The organism is Myxococcus virescens, from assembly GCF_900101905.1.
In the GTDB taxonomy this organism is placed as follows: Bacteria; Myxococcota; Myxococcia; order Myxococcales; family Myxococcaceae; genus Myxococcus; species Myxococcus virescens.
Genome location: NZ_FNAJ01000015.1, coordinates 189415 through 211253 on the forward strand (window position 1 = coordinate 189415; position 21839 = coordinate 211253).

The 21839-nt window shown below is 66.0% G+C and carries 19 protein-coding genes and 1 CRISPR repeat array; of the genes, 8 read left to right on the plus strand and 11 right to left on the minus strand.

Annotated elements, in window-relative coordinates:
* Positions 1-2: 2 nt before the first annotated feature.
* Positions 3-398 (minus strand): hypothetical protein, encoded by a 396-nt coding sequence (locus BLU09_RS39595; protein ID WP_244172173.1) that lies wholly within the window; start codon positions 396-398, stop codon positions 3-5.
* A 743-nt stretch (positions 399-1141) separates the two neighbouring features.
* Here BLU09_RS39595 and BLU09_RS31070 point away from each other — a divergent pair.
* The 5 genes from BLU09_RS31070 to BLU09_RS31085 all read left to right on the plus strand — a co-directional run bounded on the left by BLU09_RS31070 (position 1142) and on the right by BLU09_RS31085 (position 5235).
* Positions 1142-1762 carry a hypothetical protein gene (locus BLU09_RS31070; RefSeq protein WP_090493928.1) on the plus strand — a complete coding sequence of 207 codons (621 nt, stop codon included), beginning with the start codon at positions 1142-1144 and terminating at the stop codon, positions 1760-1762.
* A gap of 12 nt (positions 1763-1774) precedes the next feature.
* Entirely contained in the window at positions 1775-2419 is a 645-nt protein-coding gene (locus BLU09_RS38945; protein WP_167371197.1) for a hypothetical protein, read from the plus strand.
* Positions 2420-2430: 11 nt separating this feature from the next.
* On the plus strand, positions 2431-3738 hold the full coding sequence (locus tag BLU09_RS31075) for a TIGR02270 family protein (protein WP_167371198.1): 1308 nt from the start codon (positions 2431-2433) through the stop codon (positions 3736-3738).
* A gap of 15 nt (positions 3739-3753) precedes the next feature.
* The gene (locus tag BLU09_RS31080) at positions 3754-4779 is read left to right on the plus strand and encodes a DUF2169 family type VI secretion system accessory protein (RefSeq protein ID WP_090493933.1); all 1026 of its coding nucleotides are present in this window, start codon (positions 3754-3756) and stop codon (positions 4777-4779) included.
* A gap of 72 nt (positions 4780-4851) precedes the next feature.
* Positions 4852-5235 (plus strand): DUF4150 domain-containing protein, encoded by a 384-nt coding sequence (locus BLU09_RS31085; protein WP_090493980.1) that lies wholly within the window; start codon positions 4852-4854, stop codon positions 5233-5235.
* Between the two features lie 19 nt (positions 5236-5254).
* Here the strand turns inward: BLU09_RS31085 and BLU09_RS31090 are convergent, their stop codons facing one another.
* From BLU09_RS31090 to BLU09_RS31105, 4 genes are read right to left on the minus strand one after another with little or no spacing between them, the layout of a single operon-like run.
* On the minus strand, positions 5255-6127 hold the full coding sequence (locus tag BLU09_RS31090; protein ID WP_090493936.1) for a class I SAM-dependent methyltransferase: 873 nt from the start codon (positions 6125-6127) through the stop codon (positions 5255-5257).
* Positions 6124-9750 carry a serine/threonine-protein kinase gene (locus BLU09_RS31095; protein ID WP_090493937.1) on the minus strand — a complete coding sequence of 1209 codons (3627 nt, stop codon included), beginning with the start codon at positions 9748-9750 and terminating at the stop codon, positions 6124-6126. The genes BLU09_RS31090 and BLU09_RS31095 overlap by 4 nt, the downstream gene beginning before the upstream one ends.
* Before the next feature lie 53 nt (positions 9751-9803).
* On the minus strand, positions 9804-10472 hold the full coding sequence (locus BLU09_RS31100) for an exopolysaccharide biosynthesis protein (protein WP_090493938.1): 669 nt from the start codon (positions 10470-10472) through the stop codon (positions 9804-9806).
* Positions 10473-10508: 36 nt separating this feature from the next.
* Complete coding sequence (locus BLU09_RS31105) at positions 10509-11051, minus strand: DUF2378 family protein (RefSeq protein WP_090493940.1); 543 nt, start codon at positions 11049-11051, stop codon at positions 10509-10511.
* Positions 11052-11273: 222 nt separating this feature from the next.
* Between BLU09_RS31105 and BLU09_RS31110 the strand changes: the two genes are divergently transcribed.
* A complete protein-coding gene (locus BLU09_RS31110) occupies positions 11274-11930 on the plus strand; it encodes an SDR family oxidoreductase (protein ID WP_090493942.1) in 657 nt (218 codons plus the stop codon).
* Between the two features lie 347 nt (positions 11931-12277).
* Here BLU09_RS31110 and BLU09_RS31115 read toward each other — a convergent pair whose 3' ends face one another.
* Complete coding sequence (locus tag BLU09_RS31115) at positions 12278-12550, minus strand: hypothetical protein (protein ID WP_244172175.1); 273 nt, start codon at positions 12548-12550, stop codon at positions 12278-12280.
* A gap of 248 nt (positions 12551-12798) precedes the next feature.
* Between BLU09_RS31115 and sitA5 the strand changes: the two genes are divergently transcribed.
* A complete protein-coding gene (gene sitA5, locus BLU09_RS31120) occupies positions 12799-14130 on the plus strand; it encodes a SitA5 family polymorphic toxin (RefSeq protein WP_090493944.1) in 1332 nt (443 codons plus the stop codon).
* A gap of 19 nt (positions 14131-14149) precedes the next feature.
* Positions 14150-14761 carry a pentapeptide repeat-containing protein gene (locus BLU09_RS31125; RefSeq protein WP_090493946.1) on the plus strand — a complete coding sequence of 204 codons (612 nt, stop codon included), beginning with the start codon at positions 14150-14152 and terminating at the stop codon, positions 14759-14761.
* 709 nt (positions 14762-15470) lie between these two features.
* Here BLU09_RS31125 and BLU09_RS31130 read toward each other — a convergent pair.
* The 5 genes from BLU09_RS31130 to BLU09_RS31150 all read right to left on the minus strand — a co-directional run bounded on the left by BLU09_RS31130 (position 15471) and on the right by BLU09_RS31150 (position 20774).
* Positions 15471-16211, minus strand: coding sequence for an SMI1/KNR4 family protein (locus tag BLU09_RS31130; RefSeq protein WP_244172176.1), 741 nt, complete (start codon positions 16209-16211; stop codon positions 15471-15473).
* 31 nt (positions 16212-16242) lie between these two features.
* A complete protein-coding gene (locus BLU09_RS31135; protein WP_090493950.1) occupies positions 16243-17340 on the minus strand; it encodes a DUF4150 domain-containing protein in 1098 nt (365 codons plus the stop codon).
* A 9-nt stretch (positions 17341-17349) separates the two neighbouring features.
* The gene (locus tag BLU09_RS31140; RefSeq protein WP_244172177.1) at positions 17350-18198 is read right to left on the minus strand and encodes a 3-oxoacyl-ACP synthase; all 849 of its coding nucleotides are present in this window, start codon (positions 18196-18198) and stop codon (positions 17350-17352) included.
* Between the two features lie 185 nt (positions 18199-18383).
* Positions 18384-19406, minus strand: a complete 1023-nt coding sequence (locus tag BLU09_RS31145) for a DUF2169 family type VI secretion system accessory protein (RefSeq protein WP_090493954.1) — start codon at positions 19404-19406, stop codon at positions 18384-18386.
* An 18-nt stretch (positions 19407-19424) separates the two neighbouring features.
* Positions 19425-20774: a TIGR02270 family protein gene (locus tag BLU09_RS31150; protein ID WP_244172178.1), complete on the minus strand. Its 1350-nt coding sequence runs from the start codon at positions 20772-20774 to the stop codon at positions 19425-19427.
* 316 nt (positions 20775-21090) lie between these two features.
* A CRISPR array of direct repeats spans positions 21091-21837; the repeat unit is 36 nt; unit sequence GTGCTCAACGCCTCTCGGCATCACGGCGAGCGGGAC.
* The last annotated feature ends 2 nt before the right edge of the window (positions 21838-21839 follow it).

The window sequence follows — 21839 nt, forward strand, 5'->3', positions numbered from 1 at the left end:
GGTCAGCCCTGTCCCATGGAGTCGCGGAGCAGCACCGCCGCTCGCTCCGCCCTGTCCGAAGAGCTCCACACCAGAATCGGGCCCTCGCAGTACTGCTTGTGCAGGCCACGCGCCGCGAGGCCCACCATGAGAGGGCCCTGCGCGGCGCCGACGTCGCCCATGTTCTCCGCGGGATGCACCATCCGAACCTCCTCCGCGAAGTATTGCCGGGTTCGCAGGGACGCCGTCCCCCACTCCATGGCGAAGTACCGCTCGCCCGTGAATCCCGCGTACACACACCGCACAGGTGGCGCGTCACGAGGCAGACCTTCGAAGAGCGTGCGGAACGCCTGGGTGAGCCCTTCGCCTCGGTGTGGTTCCCGACTGGAGAGGTGCCCAGGCTCATGCCCCATGCCCATGCTGGCAACGCACGCCAATGCCGGAGCGCTGCGCCGAGCGGCATGCCGCCGAACGGCAAGGGTCACGAATGCAGCTGCTTCTCCCGGATGAAGCGCATCTGAGGGCCCATGGCGCCGAGGCAAGCGCCTCTCGTCCTCCAGCCGCAGGAGCGTGACGGGGTCGGTCAAGCAATCGACCCCTCCCACCACCAACTCCGCGCAGTCGCCGGAGGACAACATCCGCGCGCCGTGCCGCATCGCAAGGAGTCCAGCGGAACGGCCTCCCGCGAAACACTGGCTCTTGCTCAAGTCCAGAGGGACCTCGGATGCCTGCGCAAGCGCCGAGAAGAATGATGCCCTGAAGCGCGGATCCGCATCATCGGGTAGCCCCAACAGCAGCGTCACGGGACGGCCACACCCTCCGGCGGCTTCCCGCAATGCAGGGATAGACAAGCGCAGGAGCCTGAGGAGTCGTCCGGGCAGCCCCGTGCCGTCGGGGGCGGGCGGCAGCACCTCCTCCGGCACGGCGGCCCCGCGATAAGGTCTGAAGTGCGTGTCTCGAATAGGAAGGTCCCGAATCCGGGAGATGCCTGCACGCACCGCGGCAGCGGTCGCACCAGCAGACGCGCCTACGGGCGTCATCATTCCCAACCGCACAACCTCAATAACTATCCCCATGACCCGAACCACATTAGCATGCCATTCCCACCCCCCCCGAGCACACAGACAAACACCACACACACGCCTCAAGAAGGCAACCAGCCATGACCGAAGGAAACGAGCAGTTCATTTCGGCGGACGCGCGGCAGCTTGCGGAATACAAAGAGCCCATTGGTGGCGGGAAACGCGACCGAAAGGCCTGCCGTGACGGCCTGCACGACTGGGAATGCAACACGACGGGCTGTGCGGATTGCTGGGTGCCTCCTTGCGAGCCCAATCGCAAGAAGGAGCAAGACGCTTACGATGTCCAACACCAGGCAACCAGCCGCTCTCCAGATGAACGCAAGCGCGCGTACCAGGAGGGTATTCAGCAACGACTCGACCGGGGTGAGGATCCCGTCGGGCTGCAATTCGAACGTGATGTACTCAACAGCCTCGATGCCAACGACGTGCTGTTCTACAGCTACAGCGCACATTGCAAGAAGTGCCACGTCCAGGCGGAACTCGACTTCGTCACACGGACTCACATCCTGGAGTGCAAGAACTCACCCAGTGGCTTCAAGCTGGACCAGATGAATGACCGCATCCTCCAGATTGCCGCCAAGTGCTTTCCCGGAAAGACCGTTGTCTGTGCCACCCGAGCTTCAAACCTGGAGAAATTGAACAACAAGATGAAGCAGTGGCGGAAGCAAACGAACTACGACTTCGGCAGACTTGGTGTCTGACCTGGATGCCCCATGAAACGCCCAGAAATGGTGGCCACCTTCGGACCCGTCGACCTCGGCATCGAAGCGCTCGCTCGTCGATGGCTCGACATCCTGCTCCAACAGGAAGGCTGCGCCCTGACGGCATATTTCGCGCGCCTGGAGCGCGATGAGGACGCTGGAGAGTACGACTTCGCCGACGAAACCCTGGACCTCTCAGGACGGGAAGATCTCGAAAGGAGAATCTCCAGACATGGCGGTGGGCTCTGGTCCTGTCGCGTTCCCCTGGGGTTCGCCAACGCGGATGTTTACTCCGCCATGTTCAGCCCTCCTGAACAGCCTCGACAGACGACGCTCCACCTGCAAATCGAGTCGAGCATCACCCGCTTCACCGAGGAACAACCAGAGACCCGAGAGCCCTTCACCGCGTTTCTCGTGAGGGTGGCGCACCAAATCGGCGCACCATGGTTCATTGCAGGGCTACACCTCCCCATGCGCCCGGTGACACGCGAGACCTTCCTCCAAGGAGGAGGACCGCACACGCAGCCCTATGTCGTGGGATGGAAGCCAGACATCCTGGACGCCCGCCCACTCCTGCAACAATGGGGAGTTCGCCCCGAGGAGGTCCAACATTCTGTTCTGGGCTACTCCGTCGTGACCCGCTTTCCTTCTCGATAGGAGCAACGCTCATGACCCACGTCATGATGGACGTCATCGAGGAACACCTCGGCGAGGCGGGCTGGCTGTGGGGCATGAGGGAACGGGCCGTCGTGGCTCCAGACTATGACCTGTCGGACACCTCGGAACTCGAGGAACGGCTCCTGGCCCATGTGGACGGACTCGTCGAAGGAGGCCCCTGCATCGCCGGCGGGATGCTACGCCCCGCCCTGGGGGAAGAAAACCTGGAGTTGGTGTGCGTCGCGGCCCTCGCGCTGCTCCAGACCGATATCGCTCCCGAAAACGTGCGTTCGCTTCTATGCGAAGTGGGCCCGGCGCAGCGCCCCTCGGTGCTGCGAGCGCTGGAGTTGTCGACTCGCACCGGACTGGACGACATCCTCCTTCCCCTGCTTCACCACGGAGCGGCAGACATCCAGGCCCTGGTGCTGGAGGCCTTGGTCTTCCGAGAGGAAGCCCCGTTCGAGGACCTGACTCGATACCTCACACACGAGAGCGCTCAGCTACGGCGAATCGCGCTGCGTGGGCTTTCCCACCCCACCTCCCCCACGAAGCACCACATGGGGCGCCAGACGCTCGCGGCGGCCTTGCCTGCAGACCCGCATGAAGCAGACATCGATGTGGGTCTGACGCTCGGCGACCGTCGTGCGTGGGCGAACTGCCAGAAGCGTCTACACGACAAGCTGGCGCCGCCCGGACGCGAAACGATGGTCCTTGCCGCAATAGGGGGAGGCGATGTGGAGACAGCAGCCATCGTGGACCTCCTTCATCCCCCGGAGACGCGCGCGGGCGCCCTCTGGGCCCTGGGCTTCAGTGGCAGGCCCTTGGCCGCGGATGCCTGCCTCCCCTGGCTGGGCGACAGCGCGGTGGCGAAGCTTGCGGGCGAAGCCTTCAGCAACATCACGGGCTTGAAGTTGGAGGGTCCCTACGTACTCCCTTCCACACAGCCTCGGCAGGAGCCCGTGCCACTGGAAGAGGAGGACCTGGATGCGGATATCGCGCCCAGGCCCGAAGACGACCTCCCCCTGCCTCATCCAGAGGCCATCGCATCCTGGTGGCACTCGGAGCGCCATCGGTTCACGGATGGGGTTCGTTACCTTCTGGGCCACCCATTCCAGGGAGAGGTGCTTTGGACTGCACTGGAGAGAGGGCCCATGCGCCGACGACACGAGTGGGCGCGAGAACTCGTCATCCGAAGCGGTGGAACCCTGAACATTCCGACTCGCGCACTGGCTCACCGGCAGCGAGCCGCACTACAGCAGACCCGAAGCCGAGTGGCGAACCTCCCAACCGGCCCCTTCTCCCGGCTCAACTTCGATTGAAAGCAAGGAGGAGCCTTGTTCGAAACGCGCAACGAGACGCCCTTCGCCTCCGCCATGTTCCTCTTCCCGGACGAGCAAGGCATCGAGACCGTCTATGCCGTATTGAAGGCCACCTTCGAAATTCACTCCCACGCGCTCTCCGTGGCCGAACTGCAGCGTCCCGTCACCTTGATGGACGAATACTGGACCGAGCCCGGAACGTCGAGCCTGCGGTATCCCGGCGAAGCACATGTGTCGAAACCAGGCACTGACGTGCTGCTCGTCGGGGATGCCCATGCTCCTCGAGGACGCCCGACTGGCGCCTGCCTTGTCCGAATGAAGGTCGGTCCCATTCACAAAGACATCCACGTTTTCGGCAACCGGACGTGGAGAGGGGGTCTTTTGTCGCCGGGCCCCACACCTCCCGAACCCTTCACCCTCATGCCGTTGACCTGGGAAAGAGCCTTCGGAGGAACGCATGACCTGGGAAATGGTCGAATCCTGGCCGAGCCACGCAATCCCGTGGGACAGAGCTTTCGAGGCAAGCGCAGCGGCCGGGAAATGCTCGGACGAGCGCTACCCAATATCGAAGACCCACGAGCGCCAATCGGGTCCATCTCCGACGCTCCAGCTCCCGTGGGCATTGCGCCCATCGCTCCCGCCTGGGAGCCTCGTAGGAGCCGTGCTGGCACCTACGACGAGGTCTGGCAGACGCAGAGGGCCCCTCACCTTCCACAGGACTTCAACCCTGAGTTTCTTTGCACGGCCCCCTCGGGCCAATGGGTCCAACCAGGACTGAAGGGAGGTGAGCCCGTGGAGCTTCACAATCTATCCCCCCGGGGCCCGCAGCGCTTCGCACTGCCAACGTGCAAGGTCGAGGTCGAAGTACGCATTGATGGACATCCCAGGCGGCCACGCATGCACCTGGAAACAGTCCTCCTGTCCCCCGGGGAGCAAAAGCTCTGTCTCACCTGGCGTGGCGCCGTGAACTGCGACAAGCAAGCATTGAGGGTGGAGCGTATCCGCTTCTCTCTTCAGTCGATGACGAACGTCCAGGGATGAACCCGGCGGGGCGACACACCTTGCGACAGGAAAGAGGCTCCGTCAGAGTCACGGATGAAGGAGCCGCTGAACATGGGAACAATCCCTTTTGCCAATGGACGAGGCATTGCCACCGAAGATAGCGGGGGGCAGAGCATCGTCTTCCCCGATGTCTGCAAGACGCCCAGTCCTGGTGGGCCTGTCCCCATCCCCTATCCCAACATCGGCAAGTCCTCGGACGCCTCGAAAGGTCCCAAGAAGGTCACGGTGAATGGGAAGATGCCCATGGTGAAAGGGGCGCAGTACAAGCAAACCGCTGGAGATGAAGCCGGGACAGCGGGCGGCGGAGTCATGAGCGGCTCCACCCGAGGTGTCGCGGAATTCATGCTCTATTCATTCGACGTGAAGTTCGAGGGCAGGAACGTGTGCCGCCTGGGCGACCCGCTCTTCCACAACAAGAAGAACACCATGGGCTGAAGCGGACGCGCGTCGTCTGTCAGACCTGCGCCTCCGCCTCCGGCATCCGGAACGACAGGCAGTAATAAAACGGGGCCACCTGCTCCTCGGTGACGTCGAACGCGCCGGGAGGCAGCAGTTCCCGGGGGCAGTGTGGATCCCACGAGTAGAACGTCATCGCGCGGAACGCGGCGCGCTGGAACAGCGAGGGCCGGAAGGCCGGGTCCATCTGCTCGTCCACGACCACCAGCGGCGTGCCCCGCTTCGCCACGCGCGCCATCTCCGCCAGGGCCCGCTCGGGTGCCCGGTAGCCGCCAATGCCTCCCACGTGAAACACCCGGTCGAACGACGCATCCGGGAACGGCAGCGCGTGCGCATCCGCCATCATCAGCCGCACGCCCGCATGACCTCCAGACCGCAGCCGCCGCTTGCAGTGCCTGAGCATGCCATCGCTCAGGTCCACGCCCCACACGTCCACGTCGAGCCCCGGCGGCAAGCCGTCACGCAGGAGCGGCAGGTTCGCCCCCGAGCCCACGCCCACCTCCAGCACCCGCACCGGGCTTCCGTCCTCGTGCGACGTCAGCGAGCCGAGCGCCACACGGCGCATGTACCCCGCGCGCATCCGCGCTTCGGAGACCGATTGAAACAGCGGTGTCAGCAGCGTCGTCAGCGGGTCATGCAACACCGGCAGCCCGTCGTAGATGACGCGCATCAGCCGGTCCGTACCGCGCACCGCGTCCTCGCGATACAGCCGCGCCATGCCGCGCGCCACGCTCCACGCCTCGCCGCAGCCACCGCAGCGCAACCACCCGTCGCGGATGCAGCCCTCCGCCTCGAGCCCGTGAAACACCAGCGCCCCACCACAAGCAGGACATGCCAGCAACGTCACGTCCCCGACGCGCACACCGTTCATGAACGCGCGAGCGCCTCCGTGCGAGCCTGCGCATCCCACATGCCCAGCCGGGAGAACAACTCCACCGCGCGCTGCTGATGGGCACACCGCGCCGGGTCCTCCGATGGCAAGTGCCTGGCCAGCGCCAGACGCGCGTGGGCCTCCTCGAAGGATTGTCCCTTCCTCGATGCGACAGCGATGCACCGGCGCCACGCCTCGAAGGCCCGCGTGGCGTCGCCATCCAGCCAGGCCTCTCGCCCACGCCACAAGCGCGCCGCGGCCTCACCGAAGGGGAACACCTTGGCGAAGACCTCTGCCTCCCGGCGCGCGGCCTTGGCGCTCGTCACCAGCGAGGCATCCGCGCCCTGCTCCCACAGCGTCAGGAACACCTCCGCCACTGTCATCACGCCGAAGTAGACGAAGTGCGCCACCGGCTTGCCAGACGACATCCTCGCCAGCGCCTGCTCCGCCGCGGCCCGGGCCCCTTCCGCGTCACCTTCACGCAGCCGCAGCAGCGCCAGCGCCCCCTCCACGATGATGCGGTCCGTCTGCCCTCCCTGCGCCTCCGTCCACGCCAGCGTCTGCTCCAGCGCGGCGCGAGCCTTCGCGTAGTCGCCCAGCCGCAAATGGATGTGCGCCTGGTAGTGCAGCGCCCAGTGCTCCGTCTGGAGCGCCCCGCGCCGCCGCGCCGAGTGCTCCAGCCACGCCATCAGCGGCAGCCCCCGCGCGAACTTCCCCTGGTAGCACGACACCACCGTCAGCAGCGCGCGGCACTCCTCCGCCAACCGCACGTCGCCCACCGAGTCGACGATGCCCATGGCCCGCTCCAGCCACGCCTCGGCCTCCGCCCACCGCGCCACGTACGCGCCATACACGGCGTTGCGGCACAGCACGAAGGCCAGGTCCGCGGGGTTGCCCACGCGCTCGGCCACCTCCAACGCGCGGCGGGACCACGTCTCCGCCACCGACCGGATGGGCAGCGTGCCCGCCACCACCGCCATGCTCGTGTAGCCCCGCGCCAGCTCCGGCGACGCGCCCGCCGGCTCGCACAGGTTCAACGCGCGCAGCCCGGACCAGAGAACGGGCAGCGCCTGGTGCGCATAGATGAACGCATCGAGCAGCCGCATCAACAGCCGCCCCGCAACGCGCCGCACCCGCCGCTGCTCCTCCGTCTCCTCGTCGTAGTCCTCCGGCCGGGAGCTCTGCGCCAGCCGCAGCAGGCCCTGCCCCAGCGTCCCCAGCGCCCAGCCCATGCGGCTGGACGGCACGGGCCAGCCGAAGTGCCGCAGCGCGCGCTCCGCATGCTCACGGAAGGACTGGAGCTCCCCCAACTGGAAGCGCGTCTCCGCCAGGAGTGCCTCCAGGTGCCCCAACGTCATGGCATCGCCGCCCACTTCGGTCACCCGTGTCAGCGCCCGGGTGAGGAAAGGCAGCGCTTCGCGGCAGGCGCCCACGCGAAGGGCATCCTCGCCCGCGCGCAGCGCATAGCGAGCCTCACGCAGCGCGTCCCCGGCCATGCCCCAGTGGTAGGTGAGCGCCGCCGTCCACTCCGCCCGCTGCCCATGCGCCGCCTCCATCGCCAGCGCGGCGCGCCGGTGCAACGCGGGCCGCGCGTCCACGGGCAAATCATCCAGCACGCCTTCGCGCAGCTTGTCGTGCGCGAAGCGCCAGCGCCCATCCGCCACGTCCAGCACCGCCGCCGCCGCGCAGTCCGTCAGCCAGTGCTCCACGTCCACCTCCGGCGCGGCCTGCTGGAGCAGCGGCACGTCCACCTGCCGCCCGACGATGGCGGCCACCTGCAGCAACTCCCGCGAAGGAACCGGCACCTTCTCCAGCCGCCGCTGCACCAGCCTGCGCACGCCGCCAGCGAAGACGCGCTCCGGCAGCGCCATGTCGCCAAGCCGGTCCAGCCCTCCTGCCTCCTCCGCCAGCGCCCGCACCACCTCCACGAGGAAGAAGGGATTGCCCTCCGTCTCGCGCAGCAACAGGTCCACCAGGTGGGGCCGGGCTCCGGGTGCCCCCATCATGGACTCACTGAGGATGGAGACCTCCCGAGCGTCCAGCCGAGGCAGCCGCAGCAGTGACAGGCCCGGCAGCGCCGAGGGAAGCGAGGGCGCCTCGTCGTCACGGAAACTGCCGATGAGCAACAGCCGCAGCTGCGCCGCCCGCGTGGCGAGCCTCGAGAGCAGGTGCAGCGACTCATCGCCCGCCCAGTGCAGGTCCTCCAGCACCACGACGAGGGGCTGGGTCAGCCGCGCGAACACGTCCTCCACCACCTGGAGCAGCCGCGCCTGCACCATGTCCGCGCCCACTTCGGCGGGGTCCGCGACGGGGTGCCCCAACAGCGCCTCGATGTCCGGCACCAGCGGCTTGAGGATGCTGGCCTCGCGCTCACTCAGCGTGGTGAGGATGGCCAGCCAGCGCAGCACCGGACGCCATTCCTGGTACGGGCTGCCACCCGCCGCCACGCCCTGGCCGCGCAGCACCACCGCGCCCTTCACCAGCGCCAGCGCGCGCAGCTCCTCCAGGAGCCGCGACTTGCCCACGCCGCTCTCCCCACCCACCAGCCACGCGCCGCCGCGGCCCACCATCGCCGACTCGAGCACGGTGGACAGCCGCGCCTGCTCCTCCACCCGGCCCACGTAGCGCGCGGCCTGGAGGAAGCTCTCGCGCGTGGCGGCGGACTCGGGCGGTACCGGCTCACCGGTGGCGGCGCAGAGCTCGGCAATCACCGCGTCCGCGCTGCGGGGCCGCAGCTTCGGGTCCGGCGACACCAGCCGCTCCAGCACGGCCTTCAGCGCGGGTGGGAAGTCCGGTGGCGAGGGCACCTGTCCGGCATGCGGCAGCCGGCCGAACATCATCTGGCTGGCCATGGCGCCCACGCTGAAGAGGTCCGTCACCTCCGAGGGCGGCTGGTCCTCGAACAGCTCCGGCGCGAGGTAGCCCGGCGTGCCGCCCGGCTGCGCGCGGTGGACGTGCTCGCGCCCCACCGCCAGGCCGAAGTCCAGCACCTTCACCTGCCCGTGGGCCACCAGCACGTTGGCGGGCTTGAGGTCGCGGTGGATGATGCCGCGCCGGTGCAGGTACGCCAGCGCCATCAGCGTCTGCACCAGCAGCCCCACCTGCACACGCAATGGCTGCCCCGTGCCCGCCTGCACCAGGTGCCGAGCGTCCTCCAGCAGGTCCATGGCCAGATAGGGCCGGTGGTCGGCGTCGAAGCCGTAGTCCAGCACGCTGATGACATGCGGATGGCGCAGCGAGGCGAGCGTCTGGAACTCGTGCGCCAGCGACAGCGCCAGCTCATGCCGGGCGATGGAAGACGGCGTGTACTCGCCTTCGGGCAGCCGAGGCAGCCGCGCCAGGTCCTCCAGCGTCTGGTGCAGCCGCTTCACCGCGACGGGGCCCGCCAGCAGGTCCTGCGCGCGCCACACCGTGCCCGCACCGCCCCGGCCCAGGAAGCCGAGGATGCGGTAGCGCCCGCCCACGACCTCGCCTTCCGCGTCGCGACGCGTCGCATCCTCCGGCCGGTGCCGGGTTTCATGAGGAAATTGCCGCATCAGAGGGGGGCCGCCCGCCCCCGATGATAACGGGAACCCCTGGCGGCGGTAGGACTGATTCCAGACGCACCGTAATCCCCGGCTCACCGGGCAAATAAGGCGAGCCTGGGCGGCAGGTCAGCCACTACCCAGGCGCGGGCTCAGCCCCCGCCGAAGACACTGGCCAGGCTGCGGCCCCCCTGCACGGCGCCGTAGATGATGACGGTGAAGTAGGTGAGCGACCCCACCGTCATCCCATGCCCCATGAGGATGAAGTAGCCGTCGCGCTGCAGGATGCCGATGGCGAAGAAGAGCGCGGCCAGCGCGGGCAACGTGTTGCTGAAGGGAATCAGGCCGAACGGCATCATCAGCAGCACGCCCGCGAAGAAGAGCATGAAGCCGTTGAAGCGGTTGGTGCTGGAGCCGTGCGTGAGCGCCAACAGCCGCGGCTTGCTCATCTTGTCCACGTACTTGGTGAAGACGTCCGCGCCCTTGTCCAGCGCCGGGGCCAGGTTGGTGCGCAGCAGCGGCTTGTCCAGCAGCTTCCGGGGCAGCCAGGGCGTCCGGTTGAACGTCACGCCCACGCCGATGAGGACGATGAGCAGGCCGAACACCGTGGACACGCCCGGAATCGACACGGGCAGCAGGAAGGGGAAGGTCAGGATGCAGCAGAAGAGCAGCAGGCCCTGCTCACCACACGCCTGCATCAGCTCCCGCACCGTCAGGGATTCGGGCAACCGCGCGGACAGCGCGCGGAGGGTGGCGGAGAGCTGGGCATGGGTGTCCGAGAAACCCGTGGACGAAGAGGGGGTGGGCGAAGGCGTCGACATTTCAGGCCGTCACTAGCACGGCCTCCCCGTCAATGCTCAGCTCCAAGCGATGTCGTACACCGCCTCCTCGCCCTCCCTCCGGACAATCTGGACCGAGGGGTGCTTGGCCCCGCTGGCCTCCAGCCCCGCCAGGAAGAGCCCCACGTAGAAGCCCGCCACCACCACGGGCCGGCACGTCAGCTCATACCGGGTGGGCCCCCGCTGCTCCATGTGCGTTTCCAGATAGTTGGTGCCCGTGCGCAGGTTGCGCGTCATCCGCGCCAGCATGCGCTGCGGCCCCAGGAGCCGCACGGTGCCTAGCAGCGCGCTGCCGATGAGCGTGGAGCTGAAGCCCTCCACGAAGCGCCGCCCCACCACCGCGGCGGCCTCGTCCAAGGGCGCCTCCGGTGCCAGCGTGGCCGCGGCGACCTTCAGCGCGGCCACCCAGACTTTCAAGGGATAGGCCAGGGCCAGCGAGCCTCGCGCATCGAGGCCCGCCTCACGCAGACGGCCCACGCACGCGTCATCCAGGTCATCACCCAAGGCGCGAAGCAGTCCCTGGAAGCTCTGCTGGAATACAAGGGGTTCGGGATTTTCCAAGGCGCGGCAATGTATCGCCTGGAGGACAGGGCCTCAACCCATCGGGTGACTGTCTATCGATGGCTATTCAACACCCGGCTTGGGGCGCGGCGTGTGCCTCTTTCGACACGGAGCGCAACGCCGCGCTGGGCTCCCGCGACGCAGTGTGGTGAAGAGCCGACAGCCCGCGTCATCGCTCGGGCCCACGCGACGCGCTGCCCATCTCCACCGGAGTCCGCCCCCATGAACACGCCCTCTCGTCATCTCTTCGTCGCTGGTGCCACGGGTGCCACGGGCCGCACGCTGATGCGACAGGCGCTGTCTCGCGGTGCGCCGCCTGTCCTCGCGCATGTGCGCCCCAAGAGCGCGGACAGTGACCTGGTCCGCCCCTGGCCCCACAAGGCCGTGGTGGAGCTGTCTGACGGTGAGACGCTGGTGGAGATGATGCGCGGCTGCACCACGGTGCTCCAGTTGATTGGCACCATGCGCAAGCGCTTCGGGTCGGGCGACACGTATGAGACGAGCGACATCGGCACCACGCGGCAGTTGGTGGAGGCCGCGAAGCGCGCGGGGGTAGACCACCTGGTGCTGCTCAGCTCCGTGGGCGCGGGCCGGCCGGTGGGCGCGTACCTCAAGGCCAAGGCGGAGGCGGAGCGGCTGGTGCGCGACAGCGGAATCCCCTGGACCGTGGTGCGCCCGCCCGCCTTCGAGGGCGAGTACCACCACATCAACCCCGTGCTGCGCGCCCTCACCCGCCTGCCACCGCTGAGGAACATGCGGCCCATCCACCTGGACCAGCTCGCCGCCGTGCTGCTGCGCGTCTCCGAGCAGCGCGCGCCGCTGAACCAGGTACTGGAGGGCGACACGCTCTGGGCCGAGGTCGCTGCCGCGGGCGCCTGAGCCGTACTCCAGCGCAGGGCCTGTGGAGTACGTGTTTCAGCGCAGCGAGCCCCAGTTGTACATGGGGGTTGGAGCCACCGGTGAGCACGTGCCAGCCAAGCATGATGCCCCACAGGTGCCGGTACTGGGAGGGGTCCTGGCTGGACCACCAAAACAGTGGCGCGTTGGGGCGCTTGTTCATCTCGTGCCCGCCACGTGGTTCCGCTTGCGTCAACGACCGACTCAGGCAAGACAGGAAGAGCCAAACATTCGCATCCGGCATCATTTTTCGATGCAAACGTTGATTGCGGAGGGCAGCGCGGCGAAAGGAGTACCACCAGGACTCACTGCGGACGATTGGCCCGCTACTACTTGCTCTCGCGGTGGGGGCGACTGCAGTGGTCGTAGAGCGTGAATGGGAAGGATTCAATCTCGTTCGCGCAGTGCTTCTGGATAGCCTCCTTGAGCGAGGCGGAGACACTCAACATGCTCCGCTCATTGCCAATCAGGGCCAACAGCTTGATGCCCGGGTGCTTCGGGCCCATCGGGATGCGAGCATCCTTCGGATAGAAGGGGCTCAACCGCTCGCCGAGGTTGGTAGAATAGGACTTCCTCTCGCCCCCCTCGCGGAATCGCATCATTCAGTCGGCCCCTTGGGAGGGGAGGTGCCATGGCTCAGGAAGGTGGGACATCCATCATGCGAGTGCCGTCCCGCATACATTCCACCCTCCGGCAGCCGCTTCGAGCAGCCACCCACTGATGAACGGATAATTCCTGGCGAACTGAAGCGCTGTCCTCGTGCGTGGGGTCCGGCATGAGGGATGTCGGGCTCAAATGCTAATGCCACTCCTCAGGTCCCTTTTCGCGGGCGGACGACTCGGAGGACACAATGAACTTACATTGGGGGCGCATCTTGCTGGTCGGATGGCTCATGATGGGCTGCGCGACGCCGCGGATCGTGCGCCTGGACACGGGAGCAGGCGCACCCATTGTCTACACTCCGCCGAAGCGCGTGGAGCCCATCGTCGTGGACTCAGGGGCATTCCAGAAGGCGATGACCCGACTCGTGCTGGAGATGCGCTTCTCTCTACAATCCGAGGAGGAGGTCCACCCACGTGTACATCTCGCTTCGTGGGGCTCGGAGTCGCGTCCCCAAGGGAGAGATTATGGAGCGTGGTGCTCCCAACAAGACAATCCGGGCGAGTGCCTCTCCTTGCTGGAGGATGGCTTCACCTTCCTGGACGCCAAGATGCGGCGGAAGATGGCCCTGTCCTTTGCTTGGGACGGCGTGTGGGAGGGAGTGGAGGAGGCGGTGAAGGAAGTCGTCAACCCACTGGTCCTCAAGGCGATGATTACCTCGGCAATGGCCGCCTACATGGTCCTCGTCGTTGCCCCCGAGCCTGTCACCAAGCTCGTGGCCATTGCCCTGACAACATACGTCATCGCGTACATCGGCCTGGACGCATTCTTAAACCTCGTGAAGGGCTGGCAACGACTTTCATCAGACACGGAGCGCGCCGTCTCCTTTGAGCAACTAGAGGACGCCGGACACCACTTCGGAAGAGTCATGGGCGCCAATGGTGCGCGAGTCCTCATCCTGGCGCTGACGGCTGCGTTGGGCGGAGGGGCCGCGAACATGGCCTCGAAGGGTCCGATGCTTCCGGGCTTCGCGCGTGCCGCCCTGGCAACGGAGACGAACACGGGCATCCAACTGTCAGCAGCGATGTCGGGCGGCGTTCGCTCGATCTCCCTGGCAGAAGGCATTCTCACCGTGGGAGTCGTCCCCAATGCAGTGGCCGCCACAGCGCTGAATCCGACAGGAAGCATTCCGAGAGAAACTCGTATTGAAGAACTGGCCAGCGACCCGGCGCAGGGAGGGAAGGTCACTCCCAAGACACGTCGTGAGGCGGAAGTGGGCCTTCAACTTGAGGAGCGGAGACGACTCCCAGCCCCCATCAAACGGGATCCAACGGGGCAGTCAGAGTTCGTTGACTCCCAAGGTATCAAGTGGGATATCAAGGCATTTGACTCTCGATTCCCGCCCAGGAAGGGTGGCTTCTCGCTTGAACGAGACCTTGACAAGATCAAAGCCGAACTGGCTCGAGGGGAAAACGTCATTCTCAATACCGAGAACATGAGCGCGCAGCACATTCAAGCGCTTCGAAATGCGATAGACACCTTGGGTCCTTCAGTTTCGTCCAGGATCTTGTGGTTTCCCTAGAACGAATACGGACGAGCGCATGAACACCATGAAGGCGGAGTTCATCAAGGCATTGGATTGGCATACGGAATGGCTGCGTTCCGGGGGACAGAACGGCAAGCGCCTCCATCTGGAGGACGCTGACTTGTCCTTACTCAACCTGTCGTCGAGAGATCTATCGGAGGCAGCGCTTCCTGGGGCGCGCTTGGATGGATGCATCCTGGACAGGACGAAGCTTGCCCACGCCAACCTTGCGTCCGCATCTTTCATCGGCGCCAGCCTCTCCAGGGCGCAGCTGTCAAAGGCCAACCTGGACTATGCGCTCCTTCGAGGGGCCATTCTGACGCAGGTGAACGCGCTCCGAGCCAGCTTCAGCGAAGCAGACCTTCAAGACGCGGACCTTCAAGGCGCGGACCTTCAAGGCGCCTACCTGGTCAGTGCCAACCTCGCGTCCGCGAATCTCCGAGATGCTCATCTGGAAGGCGCGGTCCTTCATGGAGCGAGGCTTTCTGGGGCAGATCTCCGCGGCGCCTCCGGATTACAGGCGACCCAGGCCTCCTGGATTGATCTGGGTCACGAGAACGCTCCCGTCCGGGTTGAAGGCGAGGCGCTGCGTTCATGGCTGGCCCAGGCCACAATGAAGATCTTCTGACAGGGTAGTCAACGCCGTTCGGCATCACGGCAAGCGGGACCAAGCTCTCCCTCAATGAGTGGTTCATGCTTGAGCAGTGCTCAACGCCATTCGGCATCACGGCGAACGGGACCACTGGGGCGTCGCGACAGCGGGAAAAACACCGTCGCGGAGTGCTCAACGCCTTTCGGCATCACGGCGAGCGGGACACTACCTGCGCTATCCTTTCAAGAGCGCCGATTCCACAAGTGCTCAACGCCTTTCGGCATCACGGCGAGCGGGACTTGCTCCGCGAAGGCCATCTGCCCGACAGGGGTGCTCACGTGCTCAACGCCTTTCGGCATCACGGCGAGTGGGACCCCACGCGGGGCACCTGGTGCGAGAGGACGCCCCACCTTCGTGCTCAACGCCTTTCGGCATCACGGCGAGCGGGACGAAGCCGAGATTGAAGTCCTGGGTGGACTGCTTCTCGTGCTCAACGCCTTTCGGCATCACGGCGAGCGGGACCCGTCTTGGGCGGCGTCACGCGCACCAACGGCGTGTGCTCAACGCCTTTCGCATCACGGCGAGCGGGACCTGACGCTGCGCAAGGCGAACCCCCGGCATGAATTCTCGTGCTCAACGCCTTTCGGCATCACGGCGAGCGGGACTTGCCGTCCTCTGGGATGGCAATGGCGCCCGTATCCGTCAACACGGGGCGACCGCGCTTGGTGCACCTGACCGGGTAATACTATACAAGAGTCGTAGAATCCTGGATGACTTCGACCAGCCTCCCGAATTCACGCTCATCTCGTGCCGCCAACTCGGCGGACAGTCCCCCTCCCTGTGAAGAACGGTCGACGTAGAAGGCTGCATCACCGCGCTCGTAGAGCGGAGTCAGTGGGCTGGTATAGGGCAGCTTCTGGAAGCCGAGCTGGAGAAGCGTCTCGTCGATGGCTCCCACCAAGGAGGGAGCCACGATTCGGACATTCCCCGTTCCGCTGCTCACGAGTGAAGGGAGGAACCGTCGCCGATGCTCCAGAAGGGCCATCCGCTTCCTGCTGAAGGCCATCAGGAAGAGCATGTCCTTCAAGGAACCATACAGGGGAACGATATGGTCCTCGTTCTTGAACGGCTCTTCTGGGTCCGCCTGGACAACAGGACAGTCAGCCTGCTCCGTGGCCTCCCCGCAGTCGAGCAAGAACCTTCCGTAGGTGTCCACGAGCTGGGCGCCAATGAAGATGTACCTCCGAGGGGGACGCCGCTTGCTCGTTTCGTAGAACTTCAGGATCCGGCCGATGGCGAAGTCGGCATCTTCCTCGCGGAGGCTTCCCATGCTTCGTCCCATGCTGAGGAGGAAGTCCTTGTAGTGGGAGGGAAGAGGCCGCTTGAGCAGGCTCTCGAGCCGGGAGACCTCCACTGCCGACGCTCCCTGGGCCTGATCGGAAAATGCGGGTTCGAATCCATTGATGTACTTGAGCAGTTCTTTCATGGCGTAGGGCATCAAACGGGAGCGAGAGAGTTCAGCATGACTTCTTGTTGATGTCGCAGAGCATCTCCGTCAACACCACCTTGCAGGTGTCGCACGAGGGAACGCTCTCGCGGTGTCGGAAGTCCCTCTTGGCGTACTCTCCGTTCCGGAGATGTTCGACTGTGACCGTCACGCCAGGCCGCTTGAAGCGCTTCAGGATTCGTGGACGGAACCAGAGCTCGGACATGGAAGAGGGGATATGTCCCTCCCGCAGCGCCTTCTGGACGAGCTGTGGTCCCGCGCAGACACCGGGCAGGTTCTTGCCAATCTTCTTTTGGCGGAACGAACTCAGGGGGATTTCGTCGCCTCTGGGATTGGTTATCAGCGCACCCTTGGCGAGTGGTTGGCAGAGGCTCCATCTCCCATCTTGGGTTTGCAGCCGGTTGACGGCCTCACCAAATCCATCGAGATAGTAAGAGCCGGACATTGCGGCATAGATCTTATGATTGAGCCTGCAAATGAGTACGCCAATCATGTACCCCCTGAAGACTTCCGAACCATCCTCGTCGATGTCTGCCTTGAGGGTCGAAAGCTTCTTCTCTCGGGTCACTTTCAGCAGCTCCCGGAGAAGCTTCCTGGCTTGTGTCAGCGAAAGGTGGGTTTCTGGCAGGCGATGCTCGGCCTTGTCTTCATTGCAGTTGGGGCACCGGATGTTCCCGTCGACGGGGTCGTCACCATAGACCAGGCCGGTGCCCCCTGCGGAAATGAAGCTCGTGTTGAAGGTGTTCCCATTGTGCAGCGTCGGGTCGAGGAATCGCACCACGCCCTTGCCCTCCACCTTCACATCCATGCTGCCGCTGCCCCAGGTCATCTTTCCTTTGAACTTGGAAGAGATGAGTCCACCGGCCGTGCCCGGTTCGTCGCCGGAGCTGGTGCTCAGCTCGGAACTCGTCAAGGCGACGGGGTTGCCCTCAATCGTCGTCTTCTTGCTCCCCTTCGCGAGCATTGAGTCCTGGGCAGAGTTGACGAATGGCGTAGGCACCGGCCCTGCCGGTGTCGGGACCTTGCAGACATCCGGCGCCGCCGAAACATGCGTGTTGCCTGCCCCCTTATGCAGAATCGAGCGCCCATTGGCGAAGACCTTGGTCATGGCTCCTCCTCAGTTCCTCGGAATCAGCTCCACGATGCACGCTCCGATGCGACCTCCATCGGAACTTCCGTAGATGAGCGTCCTGCGGTCACCGCGCTGCTTCCACCGCGCCCGGTGCAGCGCCACACCCAGCATGACGGGGCCCGTGCCCGCTCCTGCGTCCCCGAGTCCCTCTCCCGCCACTTCCACGCACAGGGGCTCGGGCATCAGGGCTGTGTTGCGTAGGTACGCTCGGGAAAATTCGGTACCCCAGAAGGATTCTCCCGGCTGACAAGCCAGGACCCCATCCACCCGCCGTGCCCCAGCCTCCCTGTTCTGCCGCAACTGCCGCAGCACATTGGTCAGGCCCTCCGCCATGCTGGGAGCCTGTTGGGTGAACGGGGTTGGCTCCACGGCCAGCGCCGTGCCGAGCAGCACGCCCAGGGGCTCCAGTCCCAGTGACGTCGTCGCGCCCGGGCGTGCCAGGGCGACGAATCCTGCGGCCTCGCCCGGAATCCTCCCGTCCCGGTTGACTGGGCCCAGCGTCAGCCGCGCCGAGACCAGGTCCTCCAGCGATGTGGGGTCGCCCAGCGAGTCCACTGCCCCCACCAATGCAAGCGCCCCTGCCTTCCCGGAGCGCAGGTCCGCCTGAGCCGCGGTGAGGGCCTCGAAGAATGCAGCCCGCCCCGCCGCGTACGTCTTCACCACCCGTAGGCGTCCTCCCGTGTCCGCCAGCAAATCCGCCAGCATCGACTCCTGCTGTACCTCCGCTCCCATGCCGACTTCGGGCAATCCGAGATACAGCGGCAGGGGCCCACCGGGCAGGCCCGTCACCAATGGGAGGAGCTCCGAGAGCGCCTGCCGTCCCAGGGCTGCCATGCGCCGTGTCCTCGAAAGTGACGGTGTGAGCAGGCTCAGTCGCGAAGCGCGTACGGGCTCGCCCAGAGCGTCCTTGACCGATGTCTCGGCGAAGCGCACGAGTCCCGCGCGCAGGGATGCGAGCGTCATTCGCGTCGAAGTACCCACGGGCGTACACATGCCGAGGCCCACCACCAGCTCGCCGCTCACGAGACGTTCTCCCAGGGCTCCAGCAACCGCACGGAGCTGACCTCGTGCGTGGCCAACTCTCGGTGAGCAGGGAAGGTCGCGCGCCAGGTGAGCACGACCCGGCGCTCCTCCGGCTCCAGCAACACCGTGTCTAGCATCATGCGCCGACGCTCACGGCGCCGGACAAAGGTGCAGCGCGCCAGCAGACGGAACGAGGGAAGGGTGAATGCGACGGGGCCGTCCGGTGAGACGCCATCCAGCGCCACGAGTTCCCCGCCGCGGAGGTGAGGCGAAGCCTGCAACGCCTGGGGTGCCGTCTGGAGGAAGCGCTCGTCGAAGTCCTCTGGCCAGAGCGGCGCCCGCTGCTCCACCCACGCCCCGTTGTACGTCCCCGCCCACCCGAGGCGAGGCTGCCAGTGTCGCGCCACCGGGCCAAAGCCACACGGCGGCGGCCGGTCCGTCCATTTGTGGATGGGATGCAGGGGCTCCTCGATGGCGGGGAGAGGCTTGTCGATGGCCTCCTTCGCGCTCTCGTAGCAGCCCCGGCCCACGGGGTTTCGCGCCTCGCGCCAGGCCGCGGAGGTACCGCCGAAGCTGTACTCGTACTGAAGCGGCACGGACTCGAAGGGCAGCGGGTCCGACGCGCTCAGACCCACGAGGCTCCGGTACCAGACGCGTGCGCCCGAAATGAGGGCCTGCTTCTCCAGTGCGCCCACCCGCACCGTCACCAGCGTTCGTGTCACCTTGCGGCCTCGGGGTGCCCACGCACGGCCGTGTAGCAGCACATCGGTCGCCATCCGGGTGTATGCGGCTTGGGACTCGTAGCGAAGGCTCGAATTTTCGGGCTCGCCCCAATACGCGTCGGCCTTCGGTGGAGGGACCTGCTCGTCGCACGGGGACAACGGCGTGGTGGCAAGCCGCCCGGGCGGGGGGAGGGTGAAGCTGCCCGCGACGACGAGGACGAGGCACTCCTCGCCCTGCTTCGTCAGGGAAAGGAAGTCCGTGGCCGCGAACGGGGTGAAGTTCTTGAGGGCGGGCATTGCGTATCGCTCCTGGCCTCAACGCAGGGTATGGATGAGTGGCACGTCCCGCATGTGCGCGCAGTCCGTTCGGGCATTCACAAGGGCCACGCGCTGGCGGCGGGAGAAGGCGCGCGTCGGGATGACGTGCTTGCCGCGAGTGCGAATGGCCAGCTCGCGCGCTAGAACGTGCCGGCGCCGCATGGGGCTGGATTCCAGCGCGTCCATCAGGACGGAGCCGCTGAAGGGTTGTCCCAGCAAATAACGCGCTCCCTTGTCGAAGCGCTTGCGTGCCTCACTCCACCACGCGGTGATGGCGGCCACGTGAGGCCAGGGCAAGTCATCCTCAGGTTTGGGCTCAAGGCTTGCGTCCGGGTCATCCGATGGCTCGGGATGCGACCTTGGCGGCAGTGCATATGCGCCCTCCAGCAGCAAGCCCGTCATGGAGGAGAAGGCCTCGCCGGCCAGGCGCGCCACCGAGGGCTCCGCAAGGTATTCCAGGCAGGCTTCCACGGCCCGCACGCGTCCACTGAATCCCAGTGCCCATAGGACATCTGGACGCAGATCTGGTGACTGCAGCAGTTCCACCAACAGGGCAGTGTCCGCATCTGCGCCGCCAATCGCGAGGAGCGTGAGAGCCTCGGGCATGCCCGGCTCGCGGCGCTGCACCGCCTTGCGACACGCGTCCCAGGCCAGCCGCACGCCAGATGCCAAGCCCGCTTCCATCGCGGCCGCACGGATGCCAGGGTGGGCGGAGTCCAGCAGCGCCGGCAACAACCTGCTCACGGCATCCTCGGGAAGGGGCATTGCCGCACGTAGGGCCGTCATTCGCGCTCGGGGCTCATCGTGCGTGAAGAAGCGTGCCAGTATTTCCCGTGGCACCTCCTGGCGGAAGACCAACGCTTCCAGGACGTGGGCCTGCGCGTCCAAGTCGTTTCTCTTCAGCACCTCCCTCAGCTGTGCGCCGAGGCCGGGAGCCTCGCTCAATTCCAAGGCGCGGCGGATTCCGGCGCGAGCCTCCGTCGACGCCCCCAGGAATCGAGCAAGCGATTCATCCAGCCCGCCCAGGGACAACAATGCGTACGTCGCCGCGCTCTGGCGTGAAAGTTCCTCGGAGTCGAAGGCTGGGCGCAACACCAGGGGGAGTGCGGCGGCATCCCCCAGTCCTTCGAGGTGGGCCAGCAGGCGCTCCTCGCGCTCCGCAGTCTCCGTCAGCGTGAAGTCGGGAGCCACCAGGGCTCGCTCCCACTGCTCCCAGTGAAAGGAGGCTTCGTCAAGATGCTCTTCCCATACGTCCACCAGCACCATATTCCCCCCTTGGACTGCTGCCGTGATTCTAGTTCCAATGGCTGACTCGCAGGAAGGTAGGGAGCCGTCATACCCAGACATAAGGAATGAAGGACGACACCTGGCTTCCGCTGAAGACTCTGCGGGCTAGCAAGGGGCGTTCATGACGCCCCTCTTGTCTGACTACGGCCGCCTCCCGATGCCCCATGAGAGTGATAGGGGCCCCGTGGAGGGGAGGAAGCAGAGGGTCCGAGGAGAGGCGCTGACAAAGCCGCCCGAGGGATGCTTCAGGCCGGTGGACAGGCCGCGCAGCCCGCGCTGGCCCCCTCCACACCTGCTTGGGGTACCAGAAATGGCCGCAGTTCATCGCCTGGAGCGAAGAGGCCATGGAACCTCGTGAGGTTTGCCCGAGGAGGAGGCACCAGGCGCCTCTCGGCATCACGGCGAGCGGGACTCCCGTGGGCCCCGTGGCGGTCAACCCGTTGTCGGGTGCTCAACGCCTCTCGGCATCACGGAGAGCGGGACATCCTGCGGCCCCGAAGGATGCGGCGGGAGCTGCGGGTGCTCAACGCCTCTCGGCATCACGGCGAGCGGGACCCCGGGCCCGTCCCAGATGCGCAAGGTGGAGCTGGAGTGCTCAACGCCTCTCGGCATCACGGCGAGCGGGACGCTGAATCCGCGTTCCGCCACCATCACGAACAGGTGCTCAACGCCTCTCGGCATCACGGCGAGCGGGACCCCGGGCCCGTCCCAGATGCGCAAGGTGGAGCTGGAGTGCTCAACGCCTCTCGGCATCACGGCGAGCGGGACGCTGAATCCGCGTTCCGCCACCATCACGAACAGGTGCTCAACGCCTCTCGGCATCACGGCGAGCGGGACCGTTACCGTGCCCCTCATTATCAACTACGCCAATGCGTGCTCAACGCCTCTCGGCATCACGGCGAGCGGGACTCCTGGGCTCCTTCTACGCCAGTCCGCGCCAGTTGCGTGCTCAACGCCTTTCGGCACCACGGCGAGCGGGACGTATCAAGCAAGAGATCATCCCCCTCGGTGCTGCGTGCTCAACGCCTTTCGGCATCACGGCGAGCGGGACCAGGGGGGTTCGAGGGCTCCCACCCCAGAAGTGATTGTGCTCAACGCCTTTCGGCATCACGGCGAGCGGGACGT